The following is a 15252-nucleotide window of genomic DNA, read 5'->3' on the forward strand; positions in this document are numbered from 1 at the left end:
GTCTCTCTACTTTAACACGAACCGAGCAGTGTTAAAATAAAAAGCGTGCTAAATAAATCACAAAGGTAACGGTTAATGCACTAAGCAATGTTGAGAATAAGACAATCTGAGCGGCATAATCGGGAGAATCACTATACTCCTGAGCAATAATAGCTGTGTTTACCGATGTTGGCATAGACGAAGCTATCAATAAGGCTTGTGCCGTCATACCCTCCAACCCAAACAGATAAATTAAAGCTAATGCAACAGCAGGTCCCACGATTAACCGAAGCAATAAACTAAGATAAACGGAGCCCATTTTTAGCGAAAACTTAATCATAGCAACTTGGGCTCCAAGCATAAACAAAGCAATTCCAACCATTGCGTTTGCTATATACTGTGATGGCGTAAGGATAAACTCAGGTAAGCGAACGTCTAATAGGTTAAAGCTTATCCCTGCTAACAAGGCATACAAAACAGGCATACGTAGATAGCCAAGAATAGCGGACAATGTTCCCTTTTGTGAAGCACGAAGGGAAAAGACACCATATGAAAAGAGAAACATGTTTTGAAAGGTTAGTGTGACGACCTGAATTGACATGGCGTAAGGGTCACCTTGGAAAACCAAATCATTAACGGGGACACCATAATTACCAGAATTAAAAAACATAGCACTATTAGTAAATACCGTGCGCGTATCCTGATCCATCTTAAAAACAACACTGATTAGTCGAGCAATTATGTATAGAATAACCACAAGTAATATAAGAAATAACAGAACCTGACTAAAAATTCCCCCTGATATATTAGCATGATATAAGGCATTAAAAATAAAGCCTGGTGCTAAAAAGTATATATTGACTTTAGCTAACGTGGATAAGTCCAACTTAAATTTGATTTGCATGATATACCCCAGTAATAGCATGATAAAGATCGGCAAAATGATTTCCTGGAAAATAACCCACAATTCCGACAACGCGCTCCCTCCCAAACTCTTTTTTAATTAACTATCCAAACCGGCTGCATGCTTAGAAAAATCGCCTGCGCTTGTGTATATTTTGCTTATACTCAGTACGTCCAAATGGCTACGATGTCGAATAACTCCCTTGCTAAAATTTTAACGTGTAAAAAACGTGGCCTGTCGCCAAGCTTTTTGGTGAAAAGCTTAGTTTTACTTATAATCGATAAAGTGAAACTTCGTTCAGTGGGGGTTTCGACGCATTAGACATGACCTGTTCCCTTGTTTCTTGAAGTGGGAGTCTTACAAAAGCCCTTCGATGGGGCGAGTAATCACGCCCCAGCCAGTTACACTGCGATAAATTTGCTAGACCTGCTTATCGTAAAAAAAGTACTATGCAACCGTTCAATTAGCATAGTACCTTTCATCATATTTCCAGTATAACGATTTTTTCAAATGATGTCACTGCACTTCATCCAGCTTAAGATCTTCTAGTTGATGGAAACCATCAGCAATAACGGTCTCGTATATATTATCTTGATTAACCGCAATTGGATCTAAAAAAACCGTCGGAATATCTTTCTTACCGTTATTGGTAACGAGGTTGGTTTCAATCATCTCTCCACCTGCCATGCGTACAGCAATTTCTGCAGCTTGTTTGGATAATTCCTTAATAGGCTTATATACTGTCATCGCTTGAGTGCCATCAATAATTCGTTGAATGCCGGCTAATTCAGCATCCTGACCGGCAACTGGGATTTGACCTGCCAAGCCATATTCTTCTAACACCTCAATCACACTTCCAGCGGTCGCATCATTAGCAGCAATAACGGCATCAATCTGATTGTCATTAGCCGCTAAAGCCTCCTCCATATTTAGCTTGGCACTGGCAGGAGTCCATGCATCACTCCACTGATCATAGACGACTGTAATATCGCCCTTTTCTATATAGGGCTGGAGGACACTAAACACCCCTTCTTTAAGTAAATGAGCGTTATTATCTGTTGAAGCCCCACCTATATATACATATTTACCCTTTGGTACAAGTTCTGTGATGGCTTCAGCCTGCAAAGCTCCTACCTTCATACTATCAAAAGAAATGTACAAATCTACATTAGCATTTTTAACAAGACGATCATATGCAATCACCGGTATCTCAGCCATTTTAGCTTTTCCTACAATCGTTGCCGCTACTTCAGCATTATGCGGGACAAGTACCAATAAGTCAGGATCTTGACTAATTAACGTCTCAGCTTGTGCAATCTGAAGAGCATCATTCCCATTAGCCGCCTTGACTTCAATTTCAGCACCTAGCGCTTTCACCGCTTCTACAAACATATCACGATCCTTCTCCCAGCGTTCTTCGACTAGCGTATCCATCGAAAAAGCAATCTTCAGCTTCTGATCAGGAACAGATGCTTCTGTATCCTGCTCTTGAGCTTCATTTAATTCAGCTGTAACTTGTTCAGAAGGATCTTCCTCAAGCTTTGTCTCACATCCAAAAATACCTACGTTCAGCAAAACAATTAAAGTACACAGATTGATCTTTTTCAATGCCATTCGCTAACACCTCCGGGCTACCTTAAGAACGATTAGATGCAATTAGCTTCTCTCGATAGGTTTTAGGCGAGACGCCAGTGAGCCGTTTAAAAACCTTACTAAAATAATTTGGATCATGATAACCAATTTCATAACAGATTTCTTTAATACTCATAGCCTGGTTATGCATCAGTTTTTTAGCATGATCAATTCGACAAGCTGTTAGAAATTCAATATAGTTAACGCCTAGCTTTTCCTTAAACATTTTACTAATATAGATTGGGCTTAAACCAATTTGTTCGGCTAATAGATCAAGTGATATATCTTCATGTGAATGCTCAATAATGTATTGCTTAATTTGCTGAATACGATCAGCGGCTAAAGCATGCTGATACGTCTGATATCGCTCCTTAATTTGATCAAAATACCGTTTTACTTCTTCTATTAGCTGCTGATAGGTTTGGCTATGCAAAGAAATAGTCTCGCGTTTAATTGAAATGTGCATTTCGTCAAGAATAAGTGCCATCATCCAAATCATTTCTAATATCCGTTGCTGCACTTTGACTAAATCGGTCTGCTCATTTTGATAACATTGAATTAAGGTGACAAGTTGTTGAGAGATATTATCCCATTTACCTAAGCGTATATCGTCAAAAAAAGCTTTGTCTCGGTAATGATCAAGTTGCTGATCTGTTTGATCGATTCCTGGTTCAACATCTTGATAAAATCGATATTTAACTGGGCGTTTAGTATCCATCATCGCTACTAAAGCTTCATGGTAGGATTTCTTCAAATCATCAAGTTGCTCATATACCTGTCCAATCCCGATAAACCAGCCCTTTTCTAAAGTTTTTTCTGTTCTCTTTAAACAGTTTCGCGCGATCTCCGTTGCTTGTGCACGATAGGTTTTTTCTCGATTTCGGAATACAATAACAGGGAACTGTCGTCCATAAAGCGAACCTACCCAGGCAGACGGAGCCATTCGTTTAATGCGTTCGACTAAAGCAGGATATTGATTTTCTAACCCTTCTGGTAGAAGAAAGACCATGACAAACATTTGCTCCAGTGCTTTGATTTCAAGCATTTCCAGCAGCATCGTCAAATTCACATCATGAACATGGTCAAACAGAAGCTGGATGACCATATCGGTTTCTAGAACACGGCGTGATTTTTCAAGCAGCAGCTGTTGTTTATTTTGCTGGGCTTGAACCTTTTTGTCCACTTTGATTTGGTCGATGACTTGCTCAACTGTCGCAACAATCTCACTAACCTTACTAGGCTTTAATAAGTAATCCTTTACCCCCATCCTAATAGCTTGCTTCGCATAATCAAAGGTATCGTAAGCGGTGACTAAAATAAATTGACAGGAAATACCACGCCCTTTTATTTCCTTGATCGCCTCTAATCCGCTCATTCCAGGCATTTTAATATCCATTAAGACAAGGTCAGGCTTTAGTTTGACTGCCTGTTCAATCGCACTCTTCCCGTTTTTAGCTTGGGTTATCGTTAGATCTGGAATGGCACGTGCTAAAATCATTTCCATACTGTTACGTTCAATATCTTCATCATCTACGATAAGTAACCGTATCATTGACTGGTCCCCCCTTTTGTTTGGGTATGATTAAACTTATCTTTGTCCCTTCACCAAGTCGACTATTTATCTTCACCAAATCATCCTGGTTATAAAAAAGTTTGAGACGTTTAACCACATTGGTAAAACCAATCCCCGTTGAATGACCCTCTTTTGGCAAAATAAGCCCTTCTAATAAATGCTCGACCTTCTCTGATGACATTCCTGGACCATCATCCTCTATTTCAATTAATGCATAACGATCTTTTTCTTTAATACGAAAGGTGATTCTTCCTCCCTCTTCTCTTGGCTCAACCGCATGGATAATGGCATTTTCGATAATGGGTTGAAGCGTAAGAGCCGGAATAGCGATATTGAGGACGTGATCATCTATTTCGTCCTCAAATTGCAGGCGCTCTGTGAAGCGTGCCTTTTGAATATCAATATATTGTTTTAAAACGGTCACTTCATCCTGTAATGTTACCGCCCGATCCAATTGCTTTAAATTATAACGGAGCAGACCTGCAATATTGACCAGCAAGTCACTTGTTTGATTGGCTCCTTCAAGATAAGCTTTTTTGGAAATGGTATTTAATGTGTTGAATAAAAAATGTGGATTAATTTGACTTTGTAAGCTCCTTAGCTGACTTTCCTGCAATAAAAGTTGATTTTGTTGGAGCTCCTTTTCTAGTTGAGCTTTCATTTGTATTTCTGAAATTAAATTATTAATATTAAGACGCATGCGGTTAAATGTTTTAGCTAGAAAGGCAATCTCATCATTGGAATCAACCTCGACCTCTGAGTCGAACTCTCCTCTAGATAAAGCGTTAGCTGCTTCCGTTAATTGATAGATTGGACGGGTAATACTTCTAGCTAAGACATAGGTTATCACGATTAGACTGTAGGTAAATAAAATAAAGAGCCAAATACCCAGTCTACTTATTTCCTTTGATTGATCAATAATATGACGATAAAAGCTATCATAGGTTTTCAATTCTTGATCAACCAAGTCTAAGGTTGTATCCGAGATATAATTTGCAATACGAGTGGCATCATTAAATTCACGTAACGCCGCTTCTTCATCATCATGATGATGTAAGCTTATCGTACGATCAACGGTTTCAATTAAGCTATCAATCAGTCCAACATAATTTAGTAATTCAAATTCATTCTCTTGGTGACCGAGTGAAAGCAATTCTCGTTCGACGCCTTCAAGTTCAGACTGACCGGTTTGTATTTTTTCTAAATTATTCGGGATTGGCTGTGCCAAATAATTGTTTAAATCGGTTATCATTTGAGCACTGGCCACATTAACTTGATTCAGAATTAAATAGCGTTGCAAAATCGTATTGTATTGTTCTTGAGTTTGACGATTATAATAAGTCAATGCCACCCAAATCATCATCATCATTAACACGACGATGGTGGTAAGGAGTAGAACTTTTCTTTGAATGGTACTCATAGCTGATCCTTCGCTTTCCCGATTTCAATCTTGGTATGATAGCCATCGAAATCCAACGGTACTGTCTCTCCATTTAACCATTCAATGATTAATTGAACACTACAACGCCCCATTTCTTCAGGAGCCTGTTTTAGAACAGCATTAAGTTTACCTTGCTCTAATAACCCTTCTATGTCAGTATGGTCATCAAAAGAATACAAATAAATGGATTCCATCTGTCGTCGTCTACTAATCTCTTGAACCATACCTGAGACAATATTTGCATTTATGGCTATGACTGCATCAATGTCAGGAAATTCATTTAATAATTGTTGTGTCGTTGATACAATATCTTCTCGGGTATTGATTGTATCAGCTAGGATGACTTCTATATTGGGATATTCGGTCAAAACTGACTCAATACCTAACGCGCGTTGCTGTTGGAAGTAATATTGTTGCTGATCATATAGGATAGCTACTTGACCTTTAGATCCCATATCATTGATGAGTTGCTGCGCCAATAATTGCCCAGCCTGGTATTGATCTGAACCTACATAGGTTCTTCTCAAACTCTCTTCAATCGGGACATCATTGGCAATTGTAATAATAGGAATACTATAGAAAGCAGCTTTAATTTTGGTTAATTCTTTGAAGGCTTCGGTGTCAAGACCCTGCACAATAATCCCATCCACTCGTGAATAGATCGCGAGCTCTAAATTACGCAGAAAATCCTCCTCGTTATGTCCGTAATTCCCTAATACTTCGATAATAGCTTGATCCTTTTCTGCCTGAGCCTGTGCACCTTTAGCTACAGCATCCCAAAAAGGCGTATCTATTTCCTGGGTAATAAGAACTAGTCGATGCTGTGGCTCAATTTGACTAATGGGTAGTGGCTCTTGCCACTCAAAACCGACCACGCGCCTCGCTGAATTAAATGTGAAATAGGCTAAGGTGATAAAAATGACAATTGTTAAAACGGTTACAATTTTGCGCATAGACGAGCACCTCAATTTCTAACCACACTCAAACTTACGGTATTATCTTATCACTGTTGTGGGATCATTAGCAATATCAACGTTAGTTGATACAGAGTCGGACAGATGCTGGTAAAGTGAACCTCGTTCAATGGGGGTTTGACGGATAGGATGTGCTCGTGCTGACGTTGTGACACGACGTCGTGAACTAGTCAGCTTCCTCTCTCCCTTACTGAACGTTAGTTGAACCAATCGGGCCGTTACTGGCTGTTGGATCTCCCACTTAGACATGACGTGCTCCCTTATTTCTTGAAGTGGAGTCTTACAAAAGCCCTACGATGGGGCGAGTAATCGCAGCCCCAGCCCGTTACACTGCGGTAAAATCCTTGACTAATTAAGAAAAGCAAAACAGGGACCGAATCGATCCCACTGCTTCGTTACTATTTACTTTTTTTACGCGTAATTACATCAAAAATTACCGCTCCTGCTAGGACCGCTCCTCTGATCATATATTGATAAGAAATACCAACGCCAAGTAAATTCATCCCGCTCGTTAATGAAGCCATGACAATGGCGCCGATAATGGCACCTGTTACTTTACCGACACCACCGGCAGAAGAGACACCCCCGACATACGCAGCTGCAATAGCGTCTAATTCAAACAGCATCCCAGCTGTTGTTGTAGCTGATTGAAGGCGTGCTGTGTAAAGAATTCCAGATAGAGCAGCTAGCATTGACATTGACGCCATGACTAAGTAAGTGATTTTTTTTACATTTATCCCACTTAAGTGAGCCGCCTCTGGGTTACTACCTACCGCATAAATTTGACGTCCCAACACTGTTTTAGTGGAAATAAAATGATAAATGACCACCACAGCTAAGACAATCATCATCGTCCAAGAAAAACCGTTATAGCCTGCCAATATCCATGTCAAGTAGCCGATAATTGCAGAGACAAAGATAAGCTTAAGCAGGAAAATCCCAAATGAAACCACTTCAAAGTTATATTTCTGCTTGTCATGTCTTGTTTTTAACTCCCCATAAATATAAAAGCCAATCCCTAGTAATCCAACGATTAATGAAAGTAAATGAAGTCCACCCACTTCAGTAATTGAAGGAATAAATCCATTTCCTAGGGCATTAAAAGTTGCATTCTGTATAATAATCGTTCCAGTTCCTTCTGTTACTTGAAGGAGCGCACCTCGAAAAATTAACATACCCGCTAGTGAGGCAACGAAAGCTGGGATCCCAATCTGTGCAATAAGAAACCCATTAAATAAACCGATTACGATACCGATTCCCAAAATAATCGGAATCGTTAAATAGACGGGTACACCATGTTGCATTAATAATATGGCAGCGATCGCACCAAGAAATCCAGCAACATAACCAACAGATAAATCAATATGACGGATGACAATGACCAGTGTCATCCCGACCGCCAACACAGCAATATAGCCTGCAGAATCAATTAAATTACTAATATTACGAGACGACATAAATAGCCCATCGGTTAAAAAATTAAATGTTAGCATGATTATAAATAAGGCAATGTACATCCCATAATCACGAATATTATCTTTAATTAGCGTTCGTGCTTCATTAACAAATTTCATCTCGATCACCCTCCTATTGCGTAGCAAGCTCCATAATTTTTTCCTGATCCGCTCTTTCCGCAGACAGCTCGCCTTTGATCTCTCCTTCTGCCATAACATAGACACGGTCACTCATACCGAGTACTTCGCCTAATTCCGAAGAAATCATAATAATACTCATTCCTTTATCAATTAACTCATTCATGACAGTATAAATCTCAAATTTGGCGCCCACATCAATTCCGCGTGTCGGTTCATCTAAAATGAGAATATTCGGCCCAACAAAAAGCCATTTCCCTAATGATACCTTCTGTTGATTTCCTCCACTTAGCTTTCCTACTAACTGTTCTATCGAGGACGCTTTAATATGGAGTGCCTGTTTATAATGCTCTGCGACTTTAATCTCCTCGTTGTCATTAATAATGCCTTTATTGGAAATGCCAGTTAGCTTCGCGGCTGAAACATTTTGCGTAATATCCTGTAATAAAAACAAACCGTTTCCTTTTCGGTCCTCTGTGACATAGGCTATCCCAGCTTCAATTGCATCACTTGTATGTTTAAAGGTCTGCGGTTGTCCATTTAACACTAGATCACCTTGCAATTTGTAGTTTTTTGGATTGCCAAAAATACTAAGGGCCAGCTCTGTTCGACCAGAACCCATTAGTCCAGCAAGACCGATTATTTCACCTTTTCTAACATATAAGTCTGCTTTTTTGACTACAGCACGGCCAAGCTGAGGATCATAGGCGGACCAATTGTGTAGCTCTAATACTCTATCGCCGATATTCTTCTCTGGTCGCTTTGGATAGATATCACTTATTTCACGCCCAACCATATGTTTAATAATTGTGCGTTCTTCAATTTCGTCTTTTTCTAAGGTACAAATGGTTTGACCATCACGAAGAATTGTTGCTTTATCGGCAATGGCTACCACCTCTTTAAGCTTATGTGAAATCATAATACACGTTATGCCTTGTTGCTTTAGCTGCTTAATTAATTCTAATAAATTCTCACTATCGTCCTCGTTAAGGGCTGCTGTTGGTTCATCTAAAATCAGCAGTTTAACATGTTTACTTAAAGCTTTAGCAATCTCAACAAGCTGCTGCTTACCCACACCTAAATCCTTAATTAAGGTTTCTGGATTTACCTTTAAGTTCACTTTATCCAGCATTTCCTTTGCTTTAACAATCGTCTTATTCCAATTAATCACGCCATTCGCCTTCACCTCATTACCCATATAGATATTTTCATATACAGATAAATCAGGAAATAGGGCAAGCTCTTGATAAATAATGGCTATGCCCGCGTCAACACTATCATTAATTTTATTAAATTGCTGTACTTTACCGTCATAAACAATATCACCCTCATATTCACCATAACGATACACGCCACTTAAGACCTTCATCAATGTTGATTTACCGGCTCCATTCTCACCGATTAAACAATGAATTTCGCCTCTTTCAACTTTGAAATTGACTTGACTTAAGGCCTTTACACCAGGGAACGTTTTGGTAATATTGTGCATTTCAAGAATATAATCAACCATTGTCCTCCCACCTTTACTACTTACAAATCAAATGCGCCTTGGCGTATTTGCCTCCAGATTTTATCGAGCGAAGCTTGATAAAATCTGTGGCATCCGCCGGAGACTTTAACTTGTTCAACCGGGGTTTGTACCCCAGTGAATGGTATACAAATAGGCATTCTCTCACCACTTATAAAATGGGAGACTTCTACTAATTGAAGTTAAAATCTGTGTTCAAATTATCGAATGCGGCGATGGGTTGAGCAACAGAGCGTATGTATGAGCTACGCAATTAGCACAACCCAGCCAACAATGGGATGTGTCGCACACCATTCGGAAATTTTCAAACAAGATCTTAAAGGACGAAACAGTGATAGTTAACTATCACCATTTCGCCTCACGTTTTATTCCAGACCAGTAAAGTCACTTGCCTCATAGTAACCAGAATCAATTAATTCTGCCTGTACATTGGCTTGATCAACCACGATAACCTCTGACTGCATCGCTTCAACATCTTTGGCACCGTTATCATAACTTCCTGTTGTTTCTGGTGTATCACCATCTAGGATCGTGACAGCCATGCCCATTGCATCCTCAACGAGACGACGGACATCCTTAAACACTGTCATTGATTGTTTTCCATCAATAATATATTGAATAGAGGCCATCTCCGCATCCTGCCCTGTGATAACAAAGCTAGTGACATCACTATCTGTTGCAAATGTATCAGCGATTGAACGTGCTGTTCCATCATTTGGCGCTAAAATTGCCACGTCGCCTTTTAACTCGTCACCAGCTGCTGTTAAGTGCGTTTGTGCTTTATTGATCGCTTCATTAGGATCCCAGTTGGTCGTAATTTGACCAAGAATACGTCCCATTTCATCACGTGATAATTCTGGACTGTCCGCTAACGCTTCAGCTTCACTGGAATTGGCAATGACAAATGTACCATCAGCAATCTTTGGCTGTAGCACAGACCAGGCTCCTTCAAAGAATAAGAAGGCATTGTTATCGGATGCTGCACCTGCATATAGATAGAGTGGTATACCTGTACCTTCTACATTGTCGATTAAGTACTGTCCTTGCGCTGCTCCTACAGCAACACTATCAAAAGTGACATAATAATCAACCGCATCTGAATTGGTAATTAAACGATCATAGGCAATAACCGTAATCCCCTCTGCTGCTGCAGCCTCTGCTGCTGCACCTGCCGCATCCCCATCATGTGGGCTAATTATTAAAACATCAATCCCTTTACTAACTAAAGTCTGAACATTTTGTAACTCATTAGCTGAAGAGCCTTGGCTAAACAAAATCTCTGTCGTGTAGTCAGAATCGGCTAATGCATCTTTAAAACGTTGTTCATCCTGAACCCATCGAGGCTCATCACGGGTAGGTAAAACAATCCCAACATCAAGGCCACCTTCACTGCTTTCATCTCCTGGATCAGCTGTAACCTCCTCTGATTCATCAAGATCAGTGTTTGAATCATCACCATCCGTATTATTTGCACAGCCAACCAACATAAGAGCAAATAAGGCAACTAATCCTAATAACCAAAGTGTTTTATTCTTTTTAACCATAAAAATGACTTCCCCTTTCTCTTTAAACAAGTTTTTCTTTCTCTTTAAGTATAGGGGGGTATATTTAATTTTGTAAGCGTATTCAATAGTGATTTTTTAACTTGTTCTGTATTTTTTTTAGGTGGATTAAAAGTATGACTTGACTTTCAGTTTCTTGTCTTTCGGGTCAAGCAAGGAATATTTTAACGATAGAGAGGAAAAAGGTTTAAGTAACAAGCAGGTCAAGGTTGGATTTGAAGCATTAGGATCTTAAATCCTTGTAATTGAGCAAGTAACATTAGTTTTATCTAAGCCTTTGTTGTAAGCTTTTTTGTGTAATAACCCTTTTACTTTCTTTAGGATTTTTTATATTTATGGGGACAATCCATTTATCAAATAATGTTTTTAGAGTATGTTTGTCCATATGTGGTATCCTTTATTTTGGATTTGGACAGGGAAGCACCTGTACTGCCATTATAAAGAATTTTTTAGTGTATGAACCGTGAGTTTCAGATAATTAATATTACTAATCTCCCGAATAAATCAATAATATAAAATGTAAGAAAATGTATTAATTTTCACTAAACATATTGGTAAATGAGTCGATATTACAAATATAGGAATTAAAAATTCATTAGGAGGTTTTACTTACCAAACTACCTCTATCAACGCTCCTTGGAATACAATGAGCGCTTGGATGAATTTTAGATAAAATGAAACTTCATTCAGTGGGGGGTTCAACGCATAGGATGTGCTCGTGCAGACGTTGAGACACGACGCAGCGAACTTAGTCAGCTTCCTCTCTCCCCAACTGAACGTTAAGTTGAACCAATCGGGCCTTTACTGGCTGTTGGATCTCCCACTTAGACCCTTATTTCCTGAAGTGGGAGTCTTACAAAAGCCCTTCGATGGGGCGAGTAATCGCAGCCCCAGCCAGTTACACTGCAATAAAATAAGCATACAGGAGCATGTAGACTATGAATATTAATCGCACAGCTTCAATTTCGTCATATACCTTTGCTGCTAAACGGTCAGTAAGAGACTTAGAAACGGAAGAGCAATTTAGTAAAGAAATTAATGAAAAGAAAGCTGCACCCTTAACGGCAGAGAATAGCTCAAATATATGGCAAGAGCTTGCACAAAAATACGATGTTACTCATACTACCTTTGATAACTTAAAAGAAATGAGTACATTGCTATATGAATCAGGAGAAATTTCCCTTAAGGAACATGCTGTCTTAACTTTCGATTTTGACAGAGCAACCGAATCAATACAAATGGAAGCAGCCGGCGTTCCAGCTCAGTTTACAATGCACACCACAAAAACTGATTCAGCTGGAAATAGAAACTGGATAGAAGAGTTTCAAGGCAGATCAGATAGGGCCTTTAAGCACGGCAACCTAATTGGATATCATACATATCATGGTGTGATCAGTATTTTACAGAGGTTACAACCATAAATCATTATAAAAAGTCGCGGATTCAGTTTGAAGAAAAATGAATCCACGGCTTTTCTAAATCTATATAATATTTCTGCTAGTCTCTCAGGCTCCATGTCATGCCTTCACATATTTATTGAAATAAGCTTCAGAACACTAAAAGAAAATTAGCTTATTTGTGTCATAAGTATTGACGTAGATCCATTATGCACTAATTTTCAAATTATTTATCAAATAAATGTATAGGTATCATTGTTAAATTGGAAAAAACAATTAGGTAATACAAGTATACTTAATCCAGTAGGCAATAACCTAGAAGTTAATTCTACTTTGGTTATCAATACTTTAGAAGTCATTGCTTACTAAAGAAATCGTAAAATAATCCTCATCATTTAGATGCGGGTTATTTTTCTATCTCTCATAGCCCTTCTTCATGTACTTTCTCTATTGTTCTTTTGATTCAAATTTATTACTTTAGACACCTTCCTTCAGGGTAATGCACTAATAAAAATTAATGCATATATTACTATAAATTTCGATAACATCTTTGTACCATAATACAGAGAACCATTTTAACTTACTGGTATTACTTGCATTAGAAACAGATATGCGCTGCGGAGAACTACTTGCAACATGTCATCGATTTGAATGACTTTAGTGGTGTTCTATTTGTTTTTTTGATATAAATAAGACAAGACAAAACATATACGATCTTGCTAATGAGGTGAGCCTATGAAGGTGGGACATTGTGGTTATTCTTTTCATACTAACGGTTATGATGAAACAAGAAAGCAAGGCTTTGATTCCTTTTTAATTCGACTTCAAACCGAAGGGCATGCCGAAGCCATGCTAAATCAGCAAAGCTATTCGTTGGATAAAGGCGATATGATTATTGTGCCCGCTCACCATCGCTATCAATTAAAAATTGAGCCCAATCAGTTAAGTGGCGATTTCCACTTATTTGGTGAAGGGAAATGGCTCGACAACTGGTGGGAGAATCTATCCAAGCCATTTCATGTAAAAATTAGTAATATCGAACAAGTCACGACATTGTGCAATTTTTTAGCAACTGAAATGAGACGACCCTCATCAGAGCAAAGTCAAGAGCTAATGGAGCATTTTTTTAAAAGTATTTGCTTACTTATCCAACAAGAAATGGTCGCACGATCAGCAAAAAAACGACCATTTGTCGTTACACGTATGATGCGCTATATCGAAGCACACGCTTTAGGTCCGTTAACCATCCAAGAAGTAGCTGAAGATGTAGAACTGAGTGTTTCACGGGCTGTTCATTTATTTAAAGAACATACTAATCAAACAATGATAGCCTATGCACAACATATCCGTTTAACAGCAGCTATCAACCAAATGAAATATACGAATATGACATTAGAGCGTATCGCAGAAAATTGTGGATTTGGAAACTATCCGTACTTTCATCGTGTATTTAAAAAAAATTATGGGGAAGCGCCGGGCAGATATAGACGATTAAATTAAGTGAATAAGTATTCTTACGAATAGATTCTAAGAAAATACCATCACAGAATCTTATTTTTCTGACCTTTTCACGTTCTGAATAGCTATACCGTCGAAATTATCTATTTGTCGGAATCGCACCTATCAAAGTATTTGTGTCCAGCTTTTATCGAGCAAAGCACGATAAATCTCCGCTAAAAATCTGTGGCAACCTTCGGCGTCTTTAACTTTTTATTCATCCTGGGTTGAACCCTCACCAAATGGTATACAGCTATGTACTCCTCTCACCACATAGACTTTGCTAAATGAAGTTAAGCTTTACCTTCACGATCATTTAATAATTTTTTGCTAAAAAACAGCTTCTGTCTGTAGTAGCGCCTCTGGAATGATCCCTAATTGTTTACACTTATCCAATACTTCGCTTCGACTTGCTACCCCTAGCTTATCGAAAATGCTAGTTAAATAGCGTTCAACATTTCGCTTACTCATATGAAGCTGGTAGGCAATTTGTTCGGTACTTAATAAGCACGCTAAATAGCAGATAATTTTAGATTCAATTTCCGTCAAGTCTATATTATGACCATCCTCGGTAATTCGCACATCTTGCTTACGGAGTTGCGGTAGCAATGACTGAGGTAGCACCACTTCACCGTCTATTACACACTCAATCGCTCGCATGAGCTGACGACTCGATGAGGATTTACTGATAAACGCTGTAAAGCCTAATTCAATAAAGAAATTAAAATGTTCCGTAAAGTCGTAATCTGTTAATAGAATGATGTTAGCTTGCGGATCGATATTTAATAATTCCAATGCGGTTTCAAGTCCTTGATGACTAGACCGATTAAGCGCAATCAAAAAGACATCAAAATTTTGATAGAGTTCCATCACTTCTTCCCTAAGACATGTTTTCCGGTAGGTCACATCAATAGTTGAATGATCTAAAATCATGTACTTCAGCCCAACACCTACACCCTCTTGATCATCTAGAATTAGCAGCTTTATTGCACTCACCCCCGTTTATCACAGATAACCGTCCGTAAAGTTCCCTTCTCATAATGAAGTGAGGAAATAGGACAGATAACAGACACTAATGTCCTTACTCATTCAACTCACAATCAGTGGAAGAAGAGAGCTGACTAGAGCCGCCACGTTTGTGTTAACTTCTGCATGATCTACATCATGTAGGCA

The 15252-nt window shown here is 38.8% G+C and carries 12 protein-coding genes; 2 read left to right on the top strand and 10 right to left on the bottom strand.

Annotated elements, in window-relative coordinates; translation table 11 throughout:
* Nucleotides 1–31 precede the first annotated feature (31 nt).
* From ASE01S_RS10025 to ASE01S_RS10060, 9 genes are all read right to left on the bottom strand, one after another.
* A complete protein-coding gene (locus ASE01S_RS10025; RefSeq protein WP_067841673.1) occupies nt 32–955 on the bottom strand; it encodes an AEC family transporter in 924 nt (307 codons plus the stop codon).
* 444 nt (nt 956–1399) lie between these two features.
* On the bottom strand, nt 1400–2497 hold the full coding sequence (locus tag ASE01S_RS10030) for a sugar ABC transporter substrate-binding protein (protein WP_067841675.1): 1098 nt from the start codon (nt 2495–2497) through the stop codon (nt 1400–1402).
* Nucleotides 2498–2519: 22 nt separating this feature from the next.
* On the bottom strand, nt 2520–4067 hold the full coding sequence (locus ASE01S_RS10035) for a response regulator (RefSeq protein WP_067841677.1): 1548 nt from the start codon (nt 4065–4067) through the stop codon (nt 2520–2522).
* Nucleotides 4042–5508: a sensor histidine kinase gene (locus ASE01S_RS10040; RefSeq protein ID WP_067841679.1), complete on the bottom strand. Its 1467-nt coding sequence runs from the start codon at nt 5506–5508 to the stop codon at nt 4042–4044. The genes ASE01S_RS10035 and ASE01S_RS10040 overlap by 26 nt, the downstream gene beginning before the upstream one ends.
* Nucleotides 5505–6482: a sugar ABC transporter substrate-binding protein gene (locus tag ASE01S_RS10045; protein WP_067841682.1), complete on the bottom strand. Its 978-nt coding sequence runs from the start codon at nt 6480–6482 to the stop codon at nt 5505–5507. The genes ASE01S_RS10040 and ASE01S_RS10045 overlap by 4 nt, the downstream gene beginning before the upstream one ends.
* A gap of 42 nt (nt 6483–6524) precedes the next feature.
* Nucleotides 6525–6752: a hypothetical protein gene (locus tag ASE01S_RS15820; protein WP_157065192.1), complete on the bottom strand. Its 228-nt coding sequence runs from the start codon at nt 6750–6752 to the stop codon at nt 6525–6527.
* 149 nt (nt 6753–6901) lie between these two features.
* Complete coding sequence (locus tag ASE01S_RS10050) at nt 6902–8077, bottom strand: sugar ABC transporter permease (RefSeq protein WP_067841684.1); 1176 nt, start codon at nt 8075–8077, stop codon at nt 6902–6904.
* Nucleotides 8078–8090: 13 nt separating this feature from the next.
* Nucleotides 8091–9605, bottom strand: a complete 1515-nt coding sequence (locus tag ASE01S_RS10055) for an ATP-binding cassette domain-containing protein (protein ID WP_067841686.1) — start codon at nt 9603–9605, stop codon at nt 8091–8093.
* A gap of 383 nt (nt 9606–9988) precedes the next feature.
* Nucleotides 9989–11167 carry a sugar ABC transporter substrate-binding protein gene (locus ASE01S_RS10060; protein WP_067841689.1) on the bottom strand — a complete coding sequence of 393 codons (1179 nt, stop codon included), beginning with the start codon at nt 11165–11167 and terminating at the stop codon, nt 9989–9991.
* Between the two features lie 956 nt (nt 11168–12123).
* On the opposite strand from ASE01S_RS10060, the gene ASE01S_RS10065 reads away from it, so the two are divergent.
* Together ASE01S_RS10065 and ASE01S_RS10070 are read left to right on the top strand one after the other, a co-directional pair.
* Nucleotides 12124–12606: a hypothetical protein gene (locus ASE01S_RS10065; RefSeq protein WP_067841691.1), complete on the top strand. Its 483-nt coding sequence runs from the start codon at nt 12124–12126 to the stop codon at nt 12604–12606.
* A 711-nt stretch (nt 12607–13317) separates the two neighbouring features.
* Complete coding sequence (locus ASE01S_RS10070; RefSeq protein ID WP_067841693.1) at nt 13318–14082, top strand: AraC family transcriptional regulator; 765 nt, start codon at nt 13318–13320, stop codon at nt 14080–14082.
* Between the two features lie 327 nt (nt 14083–14409).
* Here ASE01S_RS10070 and ASE01S_RS10075 read toward each other — a convergent pair whose 3' ends face one another.
* Entirely contained in the window at nt 14410–15075 is a 666-nt protein-coding gene (locus ASE01S_RS10075; protein ID WP_067841695.1) for a response regulator transcription factor, read from the bottom strand.
* Between the last annotated feature and the right edge of the window lie 177 nt (nt 15076–15252).

Origin of the sequence: Amphibacillus sediminis NBRC 103570 (genome assembly GCF_001552275.1) — a bacterium.
In the GTDB taxonomy this organism is placed as follows: domain Bacteria; phylum Bacillota; class Bacilli; order Bacillales; family Amphibacillaceae; genus Amphibacillus_B; species Amphibacillus_B sediminis.

Bases quoted from the DNA above. Each gene is read 5' to 3' on its own strand.
- ASE01S_RS10055 (WP_067841686.1), bottom strand. From the start codon at position 9,605: ATGGTTGATTATATTCTTGAAATGCACAATATTACCAAAACGTTCCCT.
- ASE01S_RS10030 (WP_067841675.1), bottom strand. From the start codon at position 2,497: ATGGCATTGAAAAAGATCAATCTGTGTACTTTAATTGTTTTGCTGAAC.
- ASE01S_RS10035 (WP_067841677.1), bottom strand. From the start codon at position 4,067: ATGATACGGTTACTTATCGTAGATGATGAAGATATTGAACGTAACAGT.
- ASE01S_RS10065 (WP_067841691.1), top strand. From the start codon at position 12,124: ATGAATATTAATCGCACAGCTTCAATTTCGTCATATACCTTTGCTGCT.
- ASE01S_RS10050 (WP_067841684.1), bottom strand. From the start codon at position 8,077: ATGAAATTTGTTAATGAAGCACGAACGCTAATTAAAGATAATATTCGT.
- ASE01S_RS10070 (WP_067841693.1), top strand. From the start codon at position 13,318: ATGAAGGTGGGACATTGTGGTTATTCTTTTCATACTAACGGTTATGAT.
- ASE01S_RS10040 (WP_067841679.1), bottom strand. From the start codon at position 5,508: ATGAGTACCATTCAAAGAAAAGTTCTACTCCTTACCACCATCGTCGTG.
- ASE01S_RS10060 (WP_067841689.1), bottom strand. From the start codon at position 11,167: ATGGTTAAAAAGAATAAAACACTTTGGTTATTAGGATTAGTTGCCTTA.
- ASE01S_RS15820 (WP_157065192.1), bottom strand. From the start codon at position 6,752: ATGTCTAAGTGGGAGATCCAACAGCCAGTAACGGCCCGATTGGTTCAA.
- ASE01S_RS10045 (WP_067841682.1), bottom strand. From the start codon at position 6,482: ATGCGCAAAATTGTAACCGTTTTAACAATTGTCATTTTTATCACCTTA.